The organism is Leifsonia poae (assembly GCF_050632195.1).
Lineage (GTDB): Bacteria > Actinomycetota > Actinomycetes > Actinomycetales > Microbacteriaceae > Leifsonia > Leifsonia poae_C.
In genome coordinates, this window is sequence record NZ_CP192580.1 from 1122518 (window position 1) to 1144060 (window position 21543).

Annotated in this window: 19 protein-coding genes and 1 tRNA gene; 15 read left to right on the forward strand and 5 right to left on the reverse strand. The window is 66.1% G+C overall.

Going from position 1 to position 21543, the window contains the following annotated elements; all coding sequences use genetic code 11:
- Positions 1 to 48: 48 nt before the first annotated feature.
- Together ACQ86A_RS05750 and ACQ86A_RS05755 are read right to left on the reverse strand one after the other, a co-directional pair.
- Positions 49 to 1032: a metallophosphoesterase gene (locus tag ACQ86A_RS05750; RefSeq protein ID WP_431279635.1), complete on the reverse strand. Its 984-nt coding sequence runs from the start codon at positions 1030 to 1032 to the stop codon at positions 49 to 51.
- Between the two features lie 2 nt (positions 1033 to 1034).
- A complete protein-coding gene (locus tag ACQ86A_RS05755) occupies positions 1035 to 3578 on the reverse strand; it encodes a transglycosylase domain-containing protein (protein WP_431279636.1) in 2544 nt (847 codons plus the stop codon).
- Between the two features lie 83 nt (positions 3579 to 3661).
- On the opposite strand from ACQ86A_RS05755, the gene ACQ86A_RS05760 reads away from it, so the two are divergent.
- Positions 3662 to 3829 (forward strand): hypothetical protein, encoded by a 168-nt coding sequence (locus tag ACQ86A_RS05760; protein ID WP_431279637.1) that lies wholly within the window; start codon positions 3662 to 3664, stop codon positions 3827 to 3829.
- A complete protein-coding gene (locus tag ACQ86A_RS05765; RefSeq protein ID WP_431279638.1) occupies positions 3829 to 4299 on the forward strand; it encodes a RidA family protein in 471 nt (156 codons plus the stop codon). The genes ACQ86A_RS05760 and ACQ86A_RS05765 overlap by 1 nt, the downstream gene beginning before the upstream one ends.
- Before the next feature lie 68 nt (positions 4300 to 4367).
- Here the strand turns inward: ACQ86A_RS05765 and acs are convergent, their stop codons facing one another.
- Positions 4368 to 6317, reverse strand: coding sequence for an acetate--CoA ligase (acs, locus tag ACQ86A_RS05770; RefSeq protein WP_431279639.1), 1950 nt, complete (start codon positions 6315 to 6317; stop codon positions 4368 to 4370).
- 377 nt (positions 6318 to 6694) lie between these two features.
- Here acs and ACQ86A_RS05775 point away from each other — a divergent pair, with 377 nt between their 5' ends.
- From ACQ86A_RS05775 to ACQ86A_RS05795, 5 genes are all read left to right on the forward strand, one after another.
- A complete protein-coding gene (locus ACQ86A_RS05775; protein ID WP_431279640.1) occupies positions 6695 to 7705 on the forward strand; it encodes a TadA family conjugal transfer-associated ATPase in 1011 nt (336 codons plus the stop codon).
- The gene (locus ACQ86A_RS05780; RefSeq protein ID WP_431279641.1) at positions 7680 to 8630 is read left to right on the forward strand and encodes a type II secretion system F family protein; all 951 of its coding nucleotides are present in this window, start codon (positions 7680 to 7682) and stop codon (positions 8628 to 8630) included. Before ACQ86A_RS05775 ends, ACQ86A_RS05780 begins: the two co-directional genes overlap by 26 nt.
- A 129-nt stretch (positions 8631 to 8759) precedes the next feature.
- Positions 8760 to 8927, forward strand: coding sequence for a DUF4244 domain-containing protein (locus ACQ86A_RS05785; RefSeq protein WP_431279642.1), 168 nt, complete (start codon positions 8760 to 8762; stop codon positions 8925 to 8927).
- A gap of 55 nt (positions 8928 to 8982) precedes the next feature.
- Entirely contained in the window at positions 8983 to 9285 is a 303-nt protein-coding gene (locus ACQ86A_RS05790; protein ID WP_431280379.1) for a hypothetical protein, read from the forward strand.
- A 2-nt stretch (positions 9286 to 9287) separates the two neighbouring features.
- Positions 9288 to 9653: an Rv3654c family TadE-like protein gene (locus ACQ86A_RS05795; protein ID WP_431280380.1), complete on the forward strand. Its 366-nt coding sequence runs from the start codon at positions 9288 to 9290 to the stop codon at positions 9651 to 9653.
- On the opposite strand, the gene ACQ86A_RS05800 is transcribed toward ACQ86A_RS05795, so the two are convergent.
- Positions 9629 to 9874, reverse strand: coding sequence for a hypothetical protein (locus ACQ86A_RS05800; RefSeq protein WP_431279643.1), 246 nt, complete (start codon positions 9872 to 9874; stop codon positions 9629 to 9631). The two genes, ACQ86A_RS05795 and ACQ86A_RS05800, sit on opposite strands and share 25 nt — an antisense overlap.
- A 207-nt stretch (positions 9875 to 10081) precedes the next feature.
- On the opposite strand from ACQ86A_RS05800, the gene topA reads away from it, so the two are divergent.
- The 8 genes from topA (at position 10082) to ACQ86A_RS05840 (ending at position 21226) form a co-directional block, all read left to right on the forward strand.
- The gene (gene topA, locus ACQ86A_RS05805) at positions 10082 to 12904 is read left to right on the forward strand and encodes a type I DNA topoisomerase (RefSeq protein WP_431279644.1); all 2823 of its coding nucleotides are present in this window, start codon (positions 10082 to 10084) and stop codon (positions 12902 to 12904) included.
- On the forward strand, positions 12901 to 13536 hold the full coding sequence (gene tmk, locus ACQ86A_RS05810) for a dTMP kinase (protein WP_431279645.1): 636 nt from the start codon (positions 12901 to 12903) through the stop codon (positions 13534 to 13536). The genes topA and tmk overlap by 4 nt, the downstream gene beginning before the upstream one ends.
- Before the next feature lie 38 nt (positions 13537 to 13574).
- Positions 13575 to 14771 (forward strand): DNA polymerase III subunit delta', encoded by a 1197-nt coding sequence (locus tag ACQ86A_RS05815; RefSeq protein WP_431279646.1) that lies wholly within the window; start codon positions 13575 to 13577, stop codon positions 14769 to 14771.
- Entirely contained in the window at positions 14768 to 16363 is a 1596-nt protein-coding gene (locus ACQ86A_RS05820) for an alpha/beta hydrolase (RefSeq protein ID WP_431279647.1), read from the forward strand. The genes ACQ86A_RS05815 and ACQ86A_RS05820 overlap by 4 nt, the downstream gene beginning before the upstream one ends.
- Before the next feature lie 70 nt (positions 16364 to 16433).
- Positions 16434 to 17108, forward strand: coding sequence for a TetR family transcriptional regulator (locus ACQ86A_RS05825; RefSeq protein ID WP_431279648.1), 675 nt, complete (start codon positions 16434 to 16436; stop codon positions 17106 to 17108).
- A gap of 72 nt (positions 17109 to 17180) precedes the next feature.
- Positions 17181 to 17256: transfer RNA gene (locus tag ACQ86A_RS05830), tRNA-Thr, on the forward strand.
- A 151-nt stretch (positions 17257 to 17407) separates the two neighbouring features.
- On the forward strand, positions 17408 to 17869 hold the full coding sequence (locus tag ACQ86A_RS05835) for an iron chaperone (RefSeq protein WP_431279649.1): 462 nt from the start codon (positions 17408 to 17410) through the stop codon (positions 17867 to 17869).
- A 111-nt stretch (positions 17870 to 17980) separates the two neighbouring features.
- Entirely contained in the window at positions 17981 to 21226 is a 3246-nt protein-coding gene (locus ACQ86A_RS05840; RefSeq protein ID WP_431279650.1) for a PKD domain-containing protein, read from the forward strand.
- Here ACQ86A_RS05840 and ACQ86A_RS05845 read toward each other — a convergent pair.
- The gene (locus tag ACQ86A_RS05845) at positions 21220 to 21486 is read right to left on the reverse strand and encodes a hypothetical protein (RefSeq protein WP_431279651.1); all 267 of its coding nucleotides are present in this window, start codon (positions 21484 to 21486) and stop codon (positions 21220 to 21222) included. The genes ACQ86A_RS05840 and ACQ86A_RS05845 overlap by 7 nt on opposite strands.
- Positions 21487 to 21543: the final 57 nt, after the last annotated feature.

A 21543-nucleotide genomic window follows, 5' to 3' on the forward strand; every position in this document is an offset into this window, starting at 1 on the left:
AATACACGAGGCTGGAGGGAGCCGTTGACCACCTCTGCACGAGCATCCTCAGGATGAAGGGGTCAGGGTGACCAGGGTGGCCTCAGGCCGACAAGCGAATCTCACCGGGGCGTAGATCGAGGTGCCGAGGCCGGCAGACACGTTGAGAAAGGCGGAGCGGAACGCGTGACGCCAGATGCTCAAGCCCTTGACCTGCTTGCGCGGGATGTCGCAGTTCGTCACGAGTGCGCCGAAGCCCGGGACGCAGACCTGGCCGCCGTGCGTGTGCCCGGCGAAGATCATGGCAGCGCCATAGGTGACGAATGCGTCGAGGACGCGGCGATACGGGGAGTGGGTGACGCCGATCGTGACGGTCGGGCGATCGGCACGGGGCGCATCCTCAGGCCATGTCGCATCGTCGGAGTACGGGTCGTTCTCGCGCAGTTCGTCGAGGGCGCCCGGAATGGCCTCCACCCGGTCGAACCCGATGTGCGGGTCGTTGACGCCGAAGAACTCGAGGTGGGTGCCCTTGACGTCGACGGCACCGGCGGCATTGTTCAGGTCGAGCCAGCCGAGTCCGCCGAAGTACGCGTTGAGCGCTCCGTTGTCGAGTCGGGGAGCGGTGGACGATCCCTTCTTCGACGGCCCGGTGAAGTACTTGAACGGATTCTTCGCCTGCGGTCCGTAGTAGTCGTTCGAACCGTGGGCGAAGACACCAGGAATGCCTCGGAATCGCTCGAATGCGCGCTCGATGCCTTCGAGTCCGCGTTCATGACCCAGATTGTCTCCGGTGTCGACGATCAGGTCGGGCTTCAGATCGGCGAGCGAACGGACCCATTCCTGCTTGTCCCGCTGCCACGGAGCCATGTGCAGGTCGGAGAGGTGCAGGACCCGGATCGGGTCGGAGCCGGGCGGCAGAACCGGAACGCTGACGCGACGCAGAGTGAAGAGCCTGCGCTCGATCAGCGAGCCCCACGCGAACGCACCGGCACCCGCAACGGCGAGCACCGCCAGAGCGGTGCCCGCCGTAGTACGTCGGGGGGCGGGTGCCACTGCTAGCCGCCTGCCGGTGGCGATGCCTTGGTCGTCAGGACGACCTCGGAGCCAGGCTTCACGGGTGTGCCGGCCGCAGGGTTGGTCGATTCGACGATGCTGTCGCCGTTGCCGTTGCCTCCGTTGCCACCGCCGCCTCCGCCGCCGTTCGCGACCGTGACGGTGAACTGCGAGAGCGCCTTCTGCGCGTCGGACACCTTCTGCCCGACCACGTTGGGCAACGCGACGAGCGCGCCGTTGCTGGTGTAGACGGTGACGACCGTACCCTTACCGACGCTCGCGCCGGCAGCCGGGTTGGATCCCGAGATGGTCCCTGCCGCCTGGGTGCCGTCCTGCTGGCCGCCGTCCGCGAAGTCGAGGCCGAGGCCCTGCAGGATGTTCTGCGCGTCAGCCGGAGACTTGCCTGTCAGGTCGGGGATGGTGACCTGAACACCCTGGGTGAGCTTCTGCGTGGGACTCGCGAACTTGTCTCCGCCGTACTTGGCGACCGCGGCACTCATCATCGTTCGCATCACGGAAACACGCGCGAGTGCGGGTGTCGTACCGTGGGACGGACGGATCTTACGCATGTCGGCCTTTCCGACCCAGTTACCGACCCAGTACGCGCCGGCGACCTTGGTGGTCGCGGCAACGAGCCAGAGCTGCGTGCTCTTGTCGGTGGTACCGGTCTTGGCGAGCATGTCCTTGCCGGTCGTGTTCATCCCGCTGGCGGTGCCGCCGCCCTTCGTGACGCCCTGCAGGGCGTACGCCATCGCGTTCGCGACAGCAGGCTCGACGGACTGGGTGCACTTCGAAGCCGGCGGCGTCAGTTCCTTGCCCTGCGAGTCGACGATCTTGTCGATAGCGATCGGCGTGCAGGTCATGCCGTTGTTGGCGATGCCGGCGAAGGCCGTCGCCATCGTGAGCGGTGCGATGTTGTTCGTACCGAGAACGCTCGCCGGGTTGGTGGCAAGCTCACCGCCGCCCGCCGGATGCACGTCGAACGACGCGGCTGTGTTCCTGATGCCGCAGAGGTCGAGCTGGAAGGCCATGGCGACGAACGCGGTGTTGATCGACGCAGCGGTGGCGTTCATGGCCGTCCGCGGGCCTTCTTCGCCCGGAGAGTCGTTCGTGGGCTTGTACGGGCCGGTCCACGGGCCGTTGCACGAGTCCTTGAACTGGGCCGAGTTGTACGTGCGGACGTTGGCGTTCACCGACTCGTTCAGTGAATGACCTTCTTTGAGCCATTCGGCGAGGGTGAAGGCCTTGTACGTCGATCCGACCGGGAAGCCGGACGAGCCGCCGTACTCCTTGTCGGTGCTGAAGTTGATCGACGAGTACTTGTCGCCGCCCGTCGCGATGACGTCAGGGTCCTGCGTGTACAGCTTGTTCTGGGCCATGTAAAGCACGCGACCAGTGCCCGGCTGCACTCCGACGAGCGAACCGCCGAGCTTCGCACCGCCGTACTCCATCGGCACATAGCTGTCGAGAGTGTTCTGCGCGGTGCCCTGCAGGTCGAGGTCGAGCGTCGAATAGATCTTGTAACCGCCGCGGTTGAACGCAGCGATCCGGGTGTCCTGGTCCTTGCCGAAGTTCGGGTCGTTGAGGAAGACCTTCTGCACGTAGTCGCAGAAGTATGCGGCGTTGCCGGCGGTCTGGCAGCCGCGGACCGACGGCGTGATCACGGGGGTGATCGGGGTCTTGAGCGCCTCGTCGTACTGCGCCTTGGTCAGCTTCTTGTACGTGTACATCTTGCCGAGGATGTAGTCGCGGCGGTCCTTGTTGGCCTTGTAGCCGTTGGCGGCGCCGTTCGTCTTGCTGGCTGGGACGTCGAGTCGGAGACTGGTCGGCTCGTTCACGATCGCGACGAGGCTGGCGGCCTGGGCCGGCGTGAGTGCTGCCGCGGTGACGTTGTAGTAGTAGCGCGCTGCGGCCTCGATGCCGTAGACCGTGCCACCGAACCCGGCGATGTTGAGGTAGCCCTCGAGGATCTTGTCCTTCGAGAACTTCTTCTCCAGACCGATGGCGTACTTCATCTCCTTGATCTTCCGATCGGGGGAGACGCCGGTCGAGTCGTCGACGCAGGTGGCCTTCTTCTTCTTCTCCTCGTCGGTCTTGACCGGCATCGCCTCGCACTTCTGCAGGAGGACGTTCTTGACGTACTGCTGGGTGATCGAGGATCCACCCTGCACGTCGTGCCCGACGACCGTGGAGAGGGCGCCGCGGATGGTGCCCTGGATGTCGACGCCGCCGTGGCTGTAGAAGCGAGGGTCCTCGCCGGCGATCGCCGCATCCTTCGCAGCCTGGGAGATCGCATCGAATCCGACAGGAAGACGGTTCTGGGAATAGAAGGTCGCCAGAGCGACGTCCTGGTCGCCCTGCTTGGCGTAGATGGTGGTCGGCTGAGCGAGGTTGTCGACCGAGAGATACTCGGGCAGACCCTCGAAAACGCCGATGCTGTCGTTGGCGGCCATGCCTGTCACCGCGATGGCGGGGGTGACGGCGGCCGTGACCAGGAGGCCGGCAACGGCGCTCATTCCGATGAATGCGCCGAGTGCGCCGAGCACAACTCTAGCCTGTGGTTTTTTGGCAGACATATGATCAAGCGTAGGTGACAAACCTGATAAACCCCCCGAACGCTAGGAGCACAATGCCGCGCTGGGAATACCTCACGACCCCGCTGATCATCCACAACACCGCCGCGATCCTCAACAACTGGGGCTCGGAGGGCTGGGAGCTCGTCCAGGTCGTCGCCGGTCCGGAGGGGGGCCTCGTGGCCTACCTGAAGCGTCCGGTGGCCGACGAGGCGGGCGCCTGATGGGCGCCGTCGAGACCCGCCTGGCCGAGCTGGGCATCCTGATCCCGGAGGTCGTCCCGCCTGTTGCGGCCTACGTCCCCGCCGTGATCGATGGCAACCACGTCTACACCTCGGGGCAGCTCCCGATGGTCTCGGGCTCCCTTCCGGCGACGGGCAAGGTCGGCGACGGACACGGACTCGTGCCGGCCGCCGACGCCAAGGAATACGCGCGGATCAGCGCCCTCAACGCCCTCGCGGCGGCGAAGAGCGTGCTCGGTTCGCTGGACCGCGTCACGCGGATCGTCAAGGTCGTCGGCTTCGTCGCCTCCGACCCAGCGTTCACCGGGCAGCCGGGCGTGATCAACGGGGCGAGCGAGGTGCTGGGCGAGATCTTCGGTGACGCGGGCATCCACGCGCGGTCCGCTGTCGGCGTCGCGGCACTCCCGCTCGACGCGCCGGTCGAGGTGGAGTTGATCCTCTCCTTCGAGTAGATCGGTCAACGCGCGAAAGGGCGGCGGATCCGGTCGGGTCCGCCGCCCTTTCGCGTCGCGCCCGACTCTTAGGAGAGCTTCTGCTGGATCGAGCTCATCACGGCCGTGTCGGCCAGCGTGGTCGTGTCGCCGACCTCTCGACCCTCGGCCACGTCTTTCAGCAGGCGTCGCATGATCTTGCCCGAGCGCGTCTTCGGCAGCTCGTTGACGATGAAGATCTCCCGCGGGCGGGCGATCGCGCCGATCTGCTCGGTGACGTGCTTGCGCAGCTCGGCGGCCACATCCAGCGACTCGGCGGTCTTCAACTGGCTCTGCTTGATGATGACGAACGCGACGACCGCCTGGCCCGTCGTCTCATCGGCAGCACCCACGACCGCTGATTCGGCGATGAGGGGATGCGCGACGAGCGCCGACTCGATCTCGGCGGTCGACAGGCGGTGGCCGGAGACGTTCATGACGTCATCGACCCGCCCCATCAGCCAGATGTCGCCGCTCTGGTCGTAGCGGGCGCCGTCGCCGGCGAAGTACTTGTCGCCAAACTTCTCCCAGTACGTCTCCTTGAAGCGCTCCGGGTCGCCCCAGATGCCGCGGAGCATCGACGGCCACGGTTCCGTGGCGACGAGCAGACCGCCCTGGTCTTTGCCGACGGGCACGCCCTTGTCGTCCAGGATGTCCATGGCGATCCCGGGAAGGGGTACCTGCGCCGAGCCCGGCTTCAGCGTGGTGATCCCCGGCAGGGCGGACACCATGATCGCGCCCGTCTCGGTCTGCCACCAGGTGTCGACGATCGGGGTGTCGCCGCCGCCGATGACCTCGCGGTACCACATCCATGCCTCGGGGTTGATGGGCTCGCCCACCGACCCGAGCACACGCAGGCTCGAGAGGTCGAAGTTCTGCGGGATCTGACGTCCGAGCTTCATGAACGAGCGGATCGCCGTGGGCGCGGTGTAGAAGATCGAGACCTTGTACTTCTCGATGATCTCCCACCAGCGTCCCGGATGCGGGGTGTCAGGGGTGCCCTCGTACAGCACCTGGGTGGCGCCGTTCGCGAGCGGGCCGTAGACCACGTAGCTGTGGCCGGTGACCCAGCCGACGTCGGCGCTGCACCAGTAGACGTCGGTCTCAGGATGCAGGTCGAACACGTTCTTGTGCGTGTACGCGGTCTGCGTCAGGTAACCGCCCGACGTGTGGAGGATTCCCTTCGGCTTTCCGGTGGTGCCGCTCGTATAGAGGATGAACAGCGGCTGCTCGGCCTCGAACGCCTTGGCGACGTGGTCGGCATCGACCTGGGCGATCTCGTCGTGCCACCAGAGGTCGCGCCCGTCTGTCCACTCCACGTCGTTCTCGCCGCGCTTGACCACGAGCACGTGCTCGACCGTGGACTCGCCGTTCGCGAGTGCGGCATCCACCGCGTTCTTCAGCGGGAATACCTTGCCCTTGCGCCAACCGCCGTCGGCGGTGATGACCAGCTTCGCCTCGGCGTCGTCGATGCGCGAGCGCAGGCTCTCGGCGCTGAAGCCGCCGAAGACCACGGAGTGCACGGCGCCGATGCGCGCCACGGCGAGCATGGCGATGACGGCCTCGGGGATCATGGGCAGGTAGATCGCGACGCGGTCGCCGGCCTGGATTCCGAGGCTGGTGAGCAGGTTCGCAGCCTTCTTCACCTCGGCGGTGAGCTCCGCGTACGTGATCGAGCGGCTGTCGCCGGGCTCGCCCTCCCAGTGGATAGCGACCCGGTCGCCGTTGCCTGCCAGCACGTGCCGGTCGAGGCAGTTGTATGCGACGTTCAGCTCGCCGTCGTCGAACCATTTCGCGAATGGAGGATTCGTCCAGTCGAGCGTTCGGGTGAACGGCTTGTGCCAGTGGAGGAGTTCGCGGGCCTGGTCGGCCCAGAACCCGAGTCGATCCTCCGCTGCCCGCTCGTACAGGTCGGCTTGTGCCACTGCGTTCGCGGCGAACTGATCGGTCGGCGGAAAGCGCCGTACTTCGTGGAGCAGGTTGTCGATTGTGTTGCTCATGGGGAGTCTGTTCGCTCCTTTGCGATGCTGGAATTCGAGTCGTGGCGCGACAATGCCTGACTCTACAACGTGCCGGTGACGAGCTTCGGCCAGACTTGCGTTTGCATCGATTCCGCGTAAACTAATCCACGGCCGAATATTAATTCTGGCGTGCGGCGCAAACGATTCCCCCCAATCATGTGCCGTAGTGGCCGCACCTGTTCCCCCCAATAGGTGCGGCCCCCTTTTAACTGCGCGTCTGATCGTGCGCCTGTGACCGGCTCGTCGGGATCCGTCATCCCGTGTTCGACCTTCCTCCCCAGGTTCGTTTTGCGAACGTCTGTCCACCGACTTCGCCACGCCTGCTCGCAGAAGTTCTTCCCCTTTACTGTCGGCTCATGGAAAGTTCAGAGCCACGCCAGAGTTCGTCGACGGATGCGCCTCCCGGGCTCGACCCTCCCACGCCTTGGCAGACCTTCGGCCCGCTCGCGCCCTACCTGATGCGCGGCGGGATCACCGACCTCTTCATCAACGGCGCGGGCGAGCTCTGGGCCGACGGGGGTCCATCCGGACTCCGTCGTGTCGATGGCTGGAGCGCAGACGAACGCTCCACCAGAGAGCTCGCTGTGCGGCTCATTGCACGAGGCGGCCGGCACGTCGACGAGGCGACCCCGTTCATGGACGTCCGGCTCGACGGAGGTGTGCGGGTGCATGCCGTGCTGCCTCCCATTTCCACCGGCGGAACCCTGCTGTCGATCCGCATCCCGAGCCCGCTTCGACCACAGCTGAGCGACTTGGTGGCAGCCGGCTCGATCTCGCCCCCGCAGTACGGTGTGCTCGTCAATGCCATCGCCGCGCGCACGAACCTGCTCATCACGGGCGCGGGCGGTGCGGGCAAGACGACCATGCTCGCGGCGTTGCTCGCCCATGCCCCGCCAGAAGAGCGGCTCGTGCTCATCGAAGACGTCGCCGAGCTGCGCGTCGATCATCCGCACGTCGTGGGACTCCAGACCCGCCAGCCCAATCTCGAGGGCGCCGGTGGCGTCGACCTGCGCCGCCTCGTTCGCGAAGCGCTCCGAATGCGCCCCGATCGTCTTGTTCTCGGTGAGTGCCGCGGAGCCGAGGTCCAGGATCTCCTCTCAGCGCTCAACACCGGCCACGACGGGGGAGCGGGAACCCTCCATGCCAACTCGCTCGCTGATGTTCCCGCTCGGCTGGAGGCGCTCGGCTCTCTGGCCGGGCTCGGCGAGCGTGCCCTCGCCCGACAAGCCGTCAGTGCGATCGGACTGGTCATGCACCTGGAGCGCGTCGGCGGGATGCGCAGGATCGCCGGATTCGCACGCCTCTCGATCCGCGACGACGGGCGACTGGGGGTGGCCGAGATTGCCACTGGGAAAGTTTCGCAGTGAGAAGTTCGGCAAGGAGAAGCCCGGTCAGGAGAGCGACGAAGTCGCCGGGGTCGTCGAGCGTCTGGCGATGTTGCTCGAGGCAGGGATCGCGCCGGATGCGGCCTGGGGCTACGTGGGTGAGTTCAGTTCGCATCCGGTCGCCGGCTCCGTCGCGAGATCGGTCGGTCTCGGCGCGCGGCCGGTCGATGTGTTCAGTGCGAGCAGCGCATTCCGGCGGAGTGGAGCCGGGGCGTGGCGAACGCTCGCGACGGCCTGGGCGGTCGCCGACGCATCCGGAGCCCCTCTGGCACCGAGTCTGCGTCAACTGGCGAGCGCTCTGCGGGACAGGGCAGAGACCGAGCGGGACATCGAAGTGAGTCTGGCGGGACCGCTCGCGACGGCTCGCCTCGTCGGATGGTTGCCGATCGTGGGATTGGGGTTCGGGATGCTCATGGGTGTGGATGTGATCGGCACCCTGCTGGGCGGGATCCTCGGCTGGGGCGTCCTCGTGGCCGGGATTGTCTTGCTGGTGGGCGGTCGTCTCTGGACTCGGCGACTGGCCCGGCGTGCCGCGCCCGAGTCGGCGGTGGCCGGGGTCGATCTCGATCTCGTCGCAGTCGCGCTCACGGGCGGAGTGTCGGTCGCGCGGGCCAAGGCGATGGTGCGCGACGTCTCGATGACGTATCGGGTCGGGGCGGCGACCGAATCCGGTCTCGACCGAATACTCGGGCTGGCTTCGCGAGCGGGTGCACCGGCCGTCGACCTGCTGCGGAGCGAGGCGCAGCAGGTGCGCAGGGATGCGCGGATCGAGGGTAAGCGCGCGGCCGCGACGCTCGCGGTGCGGCTCATGCTGCCGCTGGGTGTGTGCGTGCTGCCGAGCTTCATGCTCCTCGGGGTCGCGCCGGTCGTTCTCAGCATCATCTCCTCCACACTTCGCGGATTCTGAATGTTCTCCACCGGTTCTCGTCGGCTCGGGGGATCAGGTGTGCGTCCCGCGACCATGAAGCGAGACATCAGAGGCGGGCAGCTGGGGATGTCGCACGAATCGCAAAGTAAAGAAGGGGAAGAAATGGGAGTGACCAAGCTGATTCTCGACGAGAGAGGGTCTGCGACGGCGGAGTACGCCGTCGCCACCATGGCCGCAGTGGGGTTCGCCGGACTCCTCGTCGTGCTGCTGCGCGGGCAAGAGGTTCGGGCGATGCTCACCGACTTGATCAAACGTGCCCTGTCGACGGCCGGATGATGCGAACGGTGAACGGGGCAGCGTCACCGCCGAGTTCGCGGTTGCTCTGCCGGCGGTGCTCCTCTGTCTTGCGCTGTGCCTCGGCGCGGTTCAGGTTGCGATGCAGCAGATCCGCCTCAGTGGCGCGGCCGCCACCGCCGCCCGGATGATCGGCCGAGGGGACGACGCCGCTGCGGTCCTCTCCCGCTCGGGCGCAACCTCATTCGACTCCGTCGGAAAGGGAGGCCTCCGCTGTGTGCGCTTGTCGGCCGACACCTCGGTGGCCGGAATCGGGGCGCTGGGCGTGAGTCTCACGGCGCGGGCGTGTGCCATCGACGAAAGAACAAACGTGAACCTGAGTCAAGAGAGTGGGGAATGACGATGAAGGAGCTGCGACCGGACAGTCAGCGCGGATCAGCCACGGTGCTGGCACTCGGCATCGTCGCCGCGCTGACCTGCCTCACCGGAGGAGTGATAGCGGTTGCCGGGGCCACGGTAGCGAAGCAGCGAGCGATGGGTGCCGCCGACCTCTCGGCACTCGCGGCGGCAGATGTCGCCAGCGGGGCGCATCCCGGCTCGCCTTGTCCAGAAGCGGAGAGGGTTGCGAGGGCGAACGGTGCGATGCTCGCCGCATGCGACGTTGTAAGGGGAATCGCGACAGTGACGGCGTCGCTCGATTATCTGGGATTTGGAGTCGACGCCCAGGCGCGAGCGGGGCCGAGTCAGTCGAAGACAGCCTCGAGGTAGCGATACTCGACCGCGCTGGGTCGCTCGTCGAGCCCGTCGTCGGAGGCGAATTCGATGCCGGAGGAGCGCACGTAGACATAGCGCTTGGAGTCCGAAGCAGAGGGGAGTTCGATGCGCGGGCGGGGGACACCCGCGTCGAGGAATTCGGTGGTGACGGTCGAGCCCTCGAGAGGGCCGTCGGTGAGCTTGGCGGTGTACGTCGTCGTTGAAGTGGTTGCCATGCTCCTCATTTTCCTCCGGCGCCGGGCAACCGCAAGGTCTGCGCCGAGGGCGAACGGGACGGGAAGGATTAGGCAGACAAGCGGCTCAGGTGTGTATGGTGTGCCTGACGGGCCGTGTGGCCCAGCCGGCCGCGGGGATGCGGCGCTCGGGGGAGCGCGCTTTCAAACTTCCACTGTTTAATGCAGTGCGTATATAAGAGGGATCAGGTGTCTGACACGAAGAAACTCGTCATCGTCGAGTCGCCGAACAAGGTGAAATCCATTGCCCAGTACCTGGGTGACGGATACGAGGTCATGGCCTCGGTCGGACACATCCGCGACCTCATCGAGCCGAAGAACCTGCCGCCGGAGCTGAAGAAGGGCTCACTCGGCAAGTTCTCGGTCGACGTCGAGAACGACTTCGAGCCTTACTACGTGGTCTCCGATCAGAAGAAGAAGACCGTCGCCGACCTCAAGCGCGCGCTGAAGACGGCCGACGAGCTCGTCCTCGCAACTGATGAAGACCGCGAAGGGGAGGCCATCGCGTGGCACCTCATCCAGGAGCTCAAGCCGAAGGTCCCGGTCAAGCGCATGGTGTTCCACGAGATCACCCGTGAAGCCATCGAGAAGGCTCGTGACAACACCCGCGAGATCGATATGGCTTTGGTCGACGCTCAGGAGACCAGGCGCATCCTGGACCGTCTGTACGGCTATGAAGTGTCGCCGGTGCTCTGGCGCAAGGTCGGACCTGGACTGTCCGCAGGGCGAGTTCAGTCCGCTGCCACCAGACTGGTCGTCGACCGCGAACGCGAACGTCTCGCGTTCGTCGCTGCGTCGTACTGGGGACTCACCGCGCATTTCTCGCCCGAAGCCGAGGCTGCGGCCACGACTCAGGGGCCAACCGGCTTCGAGGCCCGACTCGCACGGCTCTCCGGCGAACGCGTCGCCACAGGGCGCGACTTCGACGACCGCGGTCAGCTGACATCGTCGGCTCGCACGCTCGACGAGGCGGCGGCCAACGCGCTCGCCGAGTCGATCGCGCTCGCCAGCACCCGGATCACGGTGAGCAAGGTCGAATCGAAGCCATACTCGCGTCGCCCGGCGGCTCCGTTCACGACGTCGACCATGCAGCAGGAGGCGGCACGCAAGCTGCGCTTCTCTGCTCGTCAGACGATGAGCGTCGCGCAGTCGCTGTACGAGAACGGCTACATCACTTATATGCGTACCGACTCGGCCTCGCTCTCGCAGCAGGCGACGAACGCAGCGCGATCGCAGGCGGCCAAGCTGTACGGCCCCGAGACCGTTCCCGAGAAGCCGCGCACCTACGCCTCGAAGAGCAAGAACGCTCAGGAGGCGCACGAGGCGATCCGTCCGTCGGGCGAGACGTTCCGCACGCCCTCCGAACTCTCCTCCGTTCTCCGCGGCAACGACTTCAAGCTGTACGACCTGATCTGGAAGCGCACCGTCGCCTCGCAGATGGCGGACGCGAAAGGTCAGACCGCATCCGTCACCGTCGAAGCCGCGATCGCTGAAGGCGTCAACGACGGAACCGTCGCCGAGTTCACGGCGAGTGGCACGGTGATCACGTTCCGCGGATTCCTCAACGCCTACGAAGAGAGCAGAGACGAGGAGCGCAACGCGAACGCCGAGCCGAGCGAGGCGAAGCTCCCGCCGCTCGAGGTCGGTCAGTCGCTGAACGTCGAGGACATCGAAGCCGACGGTCACGAGACGACCCCGCCGCCGCGCTACACCGAGGCGAGCCTGGTCAAGACGCTGGAAGAGCTCGGCGTCGGGCGTCCCTCGACGTTCGCGAGCATCATCTCGACGATCGTCGACCGCGGGTACGTCACCCCGCGCGGTCAGGCACTCGTGCCGAGCTGGGTCGCCTTCTCGGTCGTGCGGCTGCTGGAGGACTACTTCGGCGACCTCGTGCAGTACGACTTCACCGCCGAGATGGAGAACGACCTTGACCGTATCGCCGACGGCGAGGCCGAGCGGGTCGACTGGCTGAACAGCTTCTACTTCGGCAGCGACAAGCACAAGGGCCTGCGTCGTGTCATCGACAACCTCGGCGAGATCGACGCCCGGGGCATCAACTCGATCGCGATCGACGACGGCATCACGCTGCGCATCGGCAAGTACGGTCCCTACCTCGAAGTCGCCGAAGAGGGCGCAGCTGAGGATGCGACGCCGCGCCGGGTGAACATCCCGCCGGAGCTCGCCCCCGACGAGCTCACCCCGGCCAAGGCCCACGAGCTGATCGAGGCGCCGGTGCAGACGGACCGTGTGCTCGGCGTGAACCCCGACAACGGCAAGAACATCGTCGCCAAAGACGGTCGGTTCGGCCCGTACGTGACCGAGCTCGATCCTGAGCCCGAGACTCCCGAGGGCTCGCAGGTCGACACGGCGACCGGTGAGGTCACCGAGGCACCGAAGAAGAAGACCACGAAGAAGGCGGCGGCGGTCAAGCCGCGCACCGCATCCCTCTTCAAGTCGATGGATCTCGCGTCACTCGACCTCGCCACCGCGCTGAAGCTGCTCGACCTGCCCCGCACCGTCGGGGCGGACCCCGAGAGTGGAGAAGAGATCCAGGCCCAGAACGGGCGCTACGGTCCCTACCTGAAGAAGGGCACGGACACGCGGTCGCTGACGAGCGAGGACGACATCTTCGACGTCGATCTGGCGGGTGCCCTCGAGCTCTTCGCACAGCCGAAATACGGCAACCGCCGTGCGTCGAGTGCGCTGAAGGAATTCGAGGCCGACCCGGTGAGCGGCAAGCCGATCAAGATCAAGGACGGCCGATTCGGACCGTACGTGACCGACGGCGAGACCAACGCGACGATCCCGCGCGGCGAGATGGTCGAAGAGGTGGACTTCGACCGCGCCGTGCAGATTCTCGCCGACAAGCGCGCGAAGGGGCCGGCCAAGAAGGCTCCCGCCAAGAAGGCGCCGGCCAAGAAGGCTCCGGCGAAGAAGGCTCCCGCCAAGACGACCGCGGCCAAGACGACCGCCGCTAAGACGACGGCCGCCAAGAAGCCGGCGGGCGAGTGACCGAACAGCACAACGGTCCCGGGCTCTTCATCACCCTCGAGGGCGGCGACGGATCCGGTAAGTCCACCCAGGCTGCGCTCCTCGAGCAATGGTTGATCGACCTTGGCCGCACCGTCGTGCGCACGCGCGAGCCCGGGGGCACGGATGCTGGAGTCGAGATCCGAGAGATCGTTCTTCACCACCGCGGCGACATCTCGCCGCGCGCCGAAGCACTTCTCTATGCGGCTGACCGTGCGCACCACGTCGCAACGCTGGTGCGTCCGGCGCTCGCGCGTGGAGAGGTCGTGCTGCAAGACCGCTACCTCGACTCGTCGGTCGCTTATCAAGGTGCCGGGCGTGTTCTCGACGCCGATGAGATCCGCAGACTCTCGCTCTGGGCGGCCGAAGGCCTGCTGCCCGATCTGACGATCCTGCTCGACCTCGACGAGACGTCCGCGCGGGCGCGACTCGACACATCCCGCACCCGGTACGACCGGCTGGAGGCCGAGAAGAGCGAGTTCCATGCCCGTGTGCGCGCCGCTTACCTCGACCTGGCCGCGGCCGAGCCCGAGCGGTTCCTCGTGGTCGACGCTTCCCGTCCCGTCGAAGAGATCGCCGCCGACATCAGGCAGCGTCTCGCTCCCCGCCTCTGAGCCGGTCAGTGTCCGCGGCGAACGCTAGCCTGGAAGGCATGGCAGTGTGGGACGACCTGACGGGTCAGGATGACGCCATTGCCATCTTCAAAGCGGCAGCGGCAGGCGGCAGCCGCAGTGGCGCAGCCGGATCGACGGCGGTGTCCGGCAGCGCGATGACCCACTCTTGGCTGATCACCGGTCCTCCTGGCTCCGGCCGCTCGAACCTGGCGTTCGCCTTCGCCACCGCACTGCTGAGCCCGGGCACCCCCGAGGGCGACCTTGCAGCACAGCGGCAGGTGGAGGCCCGCACGCATCCCGACCTCGCCGTGCTGAGCACCGAGCGGGTCATCATCTCCATCGAGGAGGTGCGTTCCCTCGTCGCGAGCTCGCAGTTCTCGCCGTCGGTCGGCCGTTACCGGGTGATGATCATCGAAGACGCCGACCGGATGAGCGAGCGAACCTCGAACGTGCTGCTGAAGGCACTGGAGGAGCCGCCGGAGCGCACCGTCTGGATCCTCTGCGCACCGAGTGACGCCGACCTCATCCCCACGATCCGCTCCCGCGTGCGCACCGTGCGTCTGCGGGTGCCGAGCGTGGCCGATGTCGCCCGCCTCATCGAACGTCGTGACGGTGTCGACTCGGTCGCAGCTGAGCGAGCGGCACGCCACGCGCAGAGCCACATCGGCATGGCGCACCGTCTTGCGACCAACGAGGAGGCGCGGCGTCGCCGAGATGACACGCTGAGACTGGCTCTCGACATCCGGACCGTATCGAGTGCCGTGCAAGCGGCCGCGACCATGCTCGAGATCGCGGGCGCCGACGCCAAGGCCATCACCGAGGAGCGGGACGCGGAGGAGCGCGAGCACGCCCTGCGCTCGCTCGGCATCGAACCCGGTGGCACGATCCCGCCGGCGCTCCGCTCGCAGATGCGTCAGCTCGAAGAAGACCAGAAGCGGCGGGCGACGCGCAGCCTCCGTGACGGGATCGACCGCATCCTGGTCGACCTGCTCTCCCTCTACCGCGATGTCATGATGGTGCAGCTCGGAAGTTCGAGCGAACTCGTCAACCTCGAATTGCGCGACAGGCTCGACCTTCTCAGCACTCACACGAGTCCCGCCGCTACGCTCGCCGCAATGGATGCGATCGCCACGGCGCGTGAGCGGATCGAGTCCAACGTCGCGCCGGCTCTCGCACTAGAGGCGATGCTCACGAGCATCCTGCGGGGAGCCACTGGAAAGGGGACTACTCAGTGACCACCCGACCCGACCGCCGGGGTCCGAGCCGTCTCGGTCTGAGCCGTCGTCCGAAAGGCCGCGCCAACCGCGCCACGCGCACCGCACTCGTCGCGATCGCTGCGATCACCGCGCTCACCCTGACCGGATGCGTGACCTGGTTCATGCCCTCCAAAACCTCGCAGACCTCATCCCCGGTCAAAGAGAGTGTCGCCCCCGACCTGAAACCGTTCTATGACCAGGTTTTGGAATGGAAGAGCTGCTCCAACGGCAAGCAGTGCGCGACCGCCAAGGCCCCGCTCGACTGGTCCAACCCGTCGGCCGGAGAGGTCGATCTCGCCCTCATCCGTCAGACGGCGAAGGGCACCAAGCAGGGCTCGCTGCTCGTCAACCCCGGCGGGCCGGGCGGCTCCGGATACGACTTCGTCGCGAACTCGGTCAACTACGCGACCGACGCCAAGCTGCAGGATTCGTTCGACGTGGTGGGCTTCGATCCGCGCGGGGTCGGACGTTCGTCGGCGGTCAAGTGCTACGACGCCAAGCAGATGGATGACTATCTGTACGGGATCACGCCCGGTGTTCGTGGCTCCGACCAGTGGATCGCGAGCAACGCGGCCAGCTCCAAGGAGTTCGGCGACGCCTGCAACAAGAACACCGGCGCTCTGCTCGAGCGCGTCGACACGATCAGCGCGGCTCGCGATCTCGACCTGCTCCGCTCGATCCTCGGCGACAAGAAGCTGAATTACCTGGGCTACTCCTACGGCACGTACCTCGGTGCGATCTACGCCGACCTCTACCCGGGCAAGACCGGGCGGCTCGTCCTCGATGGCGCGCTCGATCCTGCAGCGAGCAACTTCGACGTCACCAAGGTGCAGGCGCAGGGATTCGAGAGCGCACTGCGCGCCTACCTCGCCGAGTGCCTCAAGCAGAAGAACTGTCCGTTCACGGGCAGCGTCGAGAACGGGATGTCGACGATCTCCAGCCTGCTCGCCGCGGTGGAGCGGAGTCCCATCCGCAACAGCGACGGGCGTGAGCTCGGCGCGAACACCCTCGTCACGGCGATCATCTACCCCCTCTACGACGCGACCGCCTGGTCGTACCTGACCGATATGTTCACCTCGGTGATGAAGGGCGACGCCAAGTTCGCGTTCACCCTCGCGGACGCGTACAACAACCGGCAGGAAGACGGAACGTACGGCGACAACTCCACCGAGGCGTTCATGGCGATCAACTGCCTCGACTACACCTACGACGACGATCCTGCGCTCATGCGCCAGCAGGCCGCCGAACTGACGAAGGATGCACCGGTGATCGGCCCGTACATGGCATACGGCGACATCGGCTGCAGCAACTGGCCGTTCAAGAGCACGTACGAGCGCGGACCGATCGCTGCGAAGGGGTCGGCCCCGATCCTCGTGGTCGGAACCACGAACGACCCGGCGACTCCTTACGTGTGGGCCAAGAACCTCGCCGGCGAACTCGAGAACGGCCACCTGCTCACCTACAAGGGCGAGGGTCACACCGCTTACAACAAGTCCAATTCCTGCGTGAACGACAGCGTCGACGACTTCTTGCTGAAGGGCACGCTCCCTCCTGACGGTAAGACGTGCTGAGCGTCCCGACGAAGGCTGAACATCTCAAAACTAAGTGGTGCAAGTTTGCACCGGATGCAATAATTGCATTATGAGTGTGGCTGAGGAAGAGCTGGGTCTCCGCGAACGTAAACGCCTGGCGACCCGTCGGGCCATCCAGCTGGCTGCCGTCGAACTTGCGAGCCAGCGCGGCTTCGACCGGGTCACCATCGATGAGATCAGCCATGTGGCCAATGTCTCCCCGCGAACGTTCTTCAACTACTTCCCGTCCAAGGAGTCAGCGATCATCGGCGAGCTCCCCGAGCTGCCGGACGAGGCGCGCATCGAGCGCTTCGTGAATGCGGGGCCGGAGCCGATCCTCGACGGCATCAGCGAACTCCTCATCGCGGCGATCGACACGGGCGAGCTCGCCGGCGACGTCGACGCGTCGAGCGACACGGCGCGAACGGTTCAAGAGCTCCACAAGCTCCGCCGCGCCCTTCTCAAGGACAATCCCGAGCTCTTCGCCCAGCGCATGGCCAGCATGCATCAGTTCGAGGATGCGCTCAGTACGATCGTGCAACGCCGCCTCGCTGAGGACGATCCTTCGCTCCTCAGCGACCCCGAGGTGCTGCATCAGCGCGCACGACTTGTCACCTACGTCTCGTTCGCCGGCATGCGGCATGCCTGGTCGTGCTGGGCCGACCATGGCGGTATGGAGCCACTCGCCGACCGCCTCCGCAGCTCGTTCGCCGAACTCCAGGCCCTCGGCGCACACGTGCGCTGAGGTGGTCCAGACCGGTCCCTCGGATCGGGTAAGCTATCTAGCTGTGCGTCGCGCTCGCGAGAGTAGACCCACGCCGCCCTAGCTCAGTCGGCAGAGCATCTCACTCGTAATGAGAAGGTCAAGGGTTCGATTCCCTTGGGCGGCTCCACCAGAACCCCGGTCATCACTTGGCCGGGGTTTTTCGCGTCCGCGGTTCGCGCGGTTGCGGGATGCGTTCCGACCGAGCAGTTCTGAAGAAGCGCCCGACTGTCATAGCTCTCTACCATGGGAGCATCAGTTCGCGCAGAAGGGAACCTCCGATGGCCGGCACGACGAAGTCCACCAACGACGGTGAACCCGAGGGGTTCTCCGCCGAGGAGCGGGATGCGATCAAGGAACGCGCCAAAGAGCTCAGGAAGGCGTCGCGGCGCAAATCCGCCACCGCAAACGTCGACACTGAGAGCGAGGTGCTCGAGACAATCGCCGCACTGCCGGACAATGACCGTGCCATAGCCGAGCGGTTGCATGCGATCGTCAAGGCGGCCGCTCCAGGACTCGTTCCGAGGCTCTGGTACGGGATGCCCGCATACGCGAAGGGCGGCAAGGTGCTCTGCTTCCTGCAGCCGGCCAGCAAGTACAAGACCCGGTATTCGACGCTGGGATTCAACGATCTCGCGCCCCTCGACGACGGCATGATCTGGCCGACGGCCTTCGCGATCACCGAGATGAACGCCGACGTCGAGAAGAAGCTCGGCGATCTCATGAAGAAGGCTGCCGGATAACACCCCGCGCAGTTCGGATGCACAGGTGCGGTACGCCGGAAAGAAGCGTACCCTCGACATATCAAAACCTGAGAAACATTCACGTTTGAGACCTATGCATCCGAGGTTGTCATGCGCAGCACAACGAAGTCCATCCCACGCTCGCTCGGCGTCCTGACCGCGGTGATCACCGCGATCGGCCTCGTCTTCGGAGGATTGGCGCTCGCGACGCCGGCTGTCGCCGACACCGCGCCCGTGGATCCGAACAATCCGGCGACACCACCGACGGTGAGCGCGGATGCGCTTCCCACGACCCAGATCGACGGCGTCGCCTGGGCGCAAGTCGTGGTCGGGAACACGGTCTACGTCGCGGGCAAGTTCACCACCGCACGCCCCACGGGGGCTGCAGCCGGAACGAACACCACCCCGCGCAGCAACCTGCTCGCGTACAACGTCACCACAGGAGCTCTGATCAGCTCGTTCAACGTGCCGCTGAACGCACAGGCGCTGGCGATCACCGCATCCCCCGACGGATCACGGGTCTACGTCGGTGGTGACTTCACCACGGCCGGGGCAGGCAACTACTACCGCATCGTCGCGATCAGCACCGCTACAGGCCAGGTGATCAGCTCCTTCCGGCCGATCATGGAAAGCCAGGTCAGAGCGCTCGCTGCGACGAACACGGCGGTGTACGCCGGTGGAACGTTCTCGAGTGTCAACGGCACAGCTCGAGGATTCGTCGCAAAGATCAATGCCTCGGACGGCTCGCTCGACACGGGCTGGAACGCCAGCACTGACGCCGTCGTCGACGCGATGGCTGTCAGCCCCGACGGCACGAAGGTCTATGTCGGTGGTCGCTTCAAGAACGCGAACGGCGCCGCCCACTACGGACTGCTGATGACGAACGGTACGAACGGCAGCGCCCTCCCGTTCGGAGCAAACTCGCTCATCCGGGATGCGGGCACCCAGGCCGGCATCACGGCCCTCTACGCGACTGCAGACCGCGTTTACGGCTCCGGATACGTCTTCGGCGCCGGCGGCAACCTGGAGGGAATCTTCTCGGCCGACGCAGCCGGCAACCTTCAGTGGGTCGAGGATTGCCACGGTGACACGTACTCGGTCTTCCCGCTCGGGGATGCCGTCTACGGCGCAGGTCACCCGCACTACTGCGGGAACATCGGCGGGTTCCCGCAAACCGACCCGTGGACGTACCACCACACCATCGGCTTCTCTAAGGCGACTACAGGCACGGTCCGTCCGAACTCCGAGGGCAACTACTTCAACTTCGGCGGTCAGCCCGCCCCGAGCCTGCTCAACTGGTTCCCGCAGTACGTGACCGGTTCGTACACCGGCCAGGGCCAGGCCGCCTGGAGTCTCGCAGGCAACAGCCAATACCTGGTCGCAGGAGGCGAGTTCCCCTACGTCAACGGTGTCGCCCAGTACGGCCTCACCCGTTACGCGATCAATTCAGTGGTCAAGAGCAAGGTCGGACCGAACGTCAACACGCCCCTTACGCCGAACGCGGCATCCTTCGCGGCAGGTCAGGCGAGGGTCTCCTGGACCGCGACCTACGACCAGGACAACGTGAACCTGAACTACAAGCTGGTGCGCGACGGCAACACAGCCAGCCCGGTCTACCAAACCAACCTCGTCTCGACCTTCTGGCAGCGAGCGGCGATGGGCTTCGCGGACAACGGGTTGGCGCCAGGCAGCACGCACTCGTATCGCCTGTATGTGACGGATCCGGATGGTAACCAGATCTCCCGGCTCGGAAACACGGTGACGATCAGCGCCAGCAACTCGGGCGGTCCATATGCCAATTCGGTGACGGCCGCGGGAGCGTCCTCGTACTGGCCGCTCGATGAGTCCAGCGGTGCGACCGGGTTCGATCACGTCGGGTTCAACGACCTGCAGGTTCAGGCCGGGGTGACACGCGGGGCAGCGGGCCCGATCAGCGGGGTGACCGCGTCGAACTTCAGCGGCGGGTCGACCGGCTGGGCGGTGACCCCGTCGAGCGTGCCCGGACCGAACACCTTCACCGCGGAGGCCTGGTTCAAGACGACAAGCACCAGCGGCGGCAAGATCATCGGATTCGGTAACGCCAACGTCGGAACGTCGTCGTCGTACGACCGCCACGTCTACATGGACAACGCCGGCAGGATCTACTTCGGCGTGTATCCCGGAGCCGTCCGAACCGTGAACACGACGGCCTCGTACAACAACGGGCAGTGGCATCAGGTCGTCGCCTCGCTCGGCAGCAACGGCATGCACCTCTACATCGACGGAGTGGAGCGGGCGAGCAGAACGGATGTCACGACCGGGCAGTCGTACTCCGGATACTGGCGGGTCGGCGGCGACAGTCTGGGCAGCTGGACAGCCCAGCCGAGCAGCAACTTCTTCGCCGGAGGCATCGGTCAGGTCTCGCTGTACCCGACGGTGCTCTCGTCCGGGACGGTAGCCAACCAGTACGCCGCAGCCACGAGCGCACCGCCGCCCAACCAGCTGCCGGTCGCGTCGTTCACGGCGACGCCGAGCGGGCTCACCGCCTCGGTCGACGGCACGGCATCGAGCGATCCCGACGGTTCCATCGCCTCGTACGCCTGGAACTTCGGCGACGGCGGCACCGCAACGGGCGCCACGGCGAGTCACCTGTACGCGGCAGGCGGCACCTACACGATCGGCCTGACCGTGACGGACAACAAGGGGGGCCAGGGCTCGACGACCCGATCGGTGACGGTGACGGCGCCCGCCGGCAACACTCTGGCTCAGGATGCGTTCACGCGCACGATCAGCAACGCATGGGGCACTGCTGATGTGGGTGGGGCGTGGACGGGAGCCGGTGCCGCCACTGCTTATGGGGTGGCTGGCGGCACCGGGCAGATCGTCGATCCTGCCGGCTCGACCAAGACGCAGACGCTGAACGGCGTCACCGCCACCAGTACGGACACCTCGGTCAGTTTCACGACCGACGGGGTGCCGACCGGCGGCGGAACGTTCGTCTCGGCGATCGGACGTCTCGTGGGCTCGACCGCATACGAGGGACGCGCCCTCCTGCAGGCGAACGGGGCAGTGCAGCTGCAACTGCTGCAAAGCGGCAACGCATTGCAGGTGCTGACCGTCGCCGGTCTGACGTACACGCCGGGGCAGCAGCTCAGGATGCGCGTGCAGGTGTTCGGCACGTCGCCGACGACCGTGCGCGCCAAGATCTGGCAGGCCGCGCAGGCAGAGCCGGCGGCATGGCAGGTCAGCGTGACCGATTCGACCGCAGCATTGCAAGCCGCGGGAACGATCGGACTCCGCAGTTATCTCTCCGGGACCGCTACAACGACGCCGGTCACGGTCTCGTTCGACAACTACGCGGTGATCGTCGCTCAGTGACGACCGGTCTCCTGAACCTGCCCGTAGTTGCCCGGGCAGTGCAGGTAGGAGTGTTCGCCGTCCCGTTCGACCTCGTGCTCGCGCATCGGCGCGCTGCAGAGCGGACAGGTGGCGTCGAGCGGATCCTGACTGGCCGCGTCGCCGTACGGGCCGAGCGGTGGTGGCCCGAGCACGGGCATGAGTTTTCCGTCGAGCCAGTCGCTCGCCCGCCAGAATCGTCGTCCCTTGGACGCGGTGGGCGGGTCGTTGTTGCGCGCCATCGTTCTCTCCTCCGTTTGCCCGGTCCCAGTCAGGGGCCGGGATGGCCCCTTGGGGGC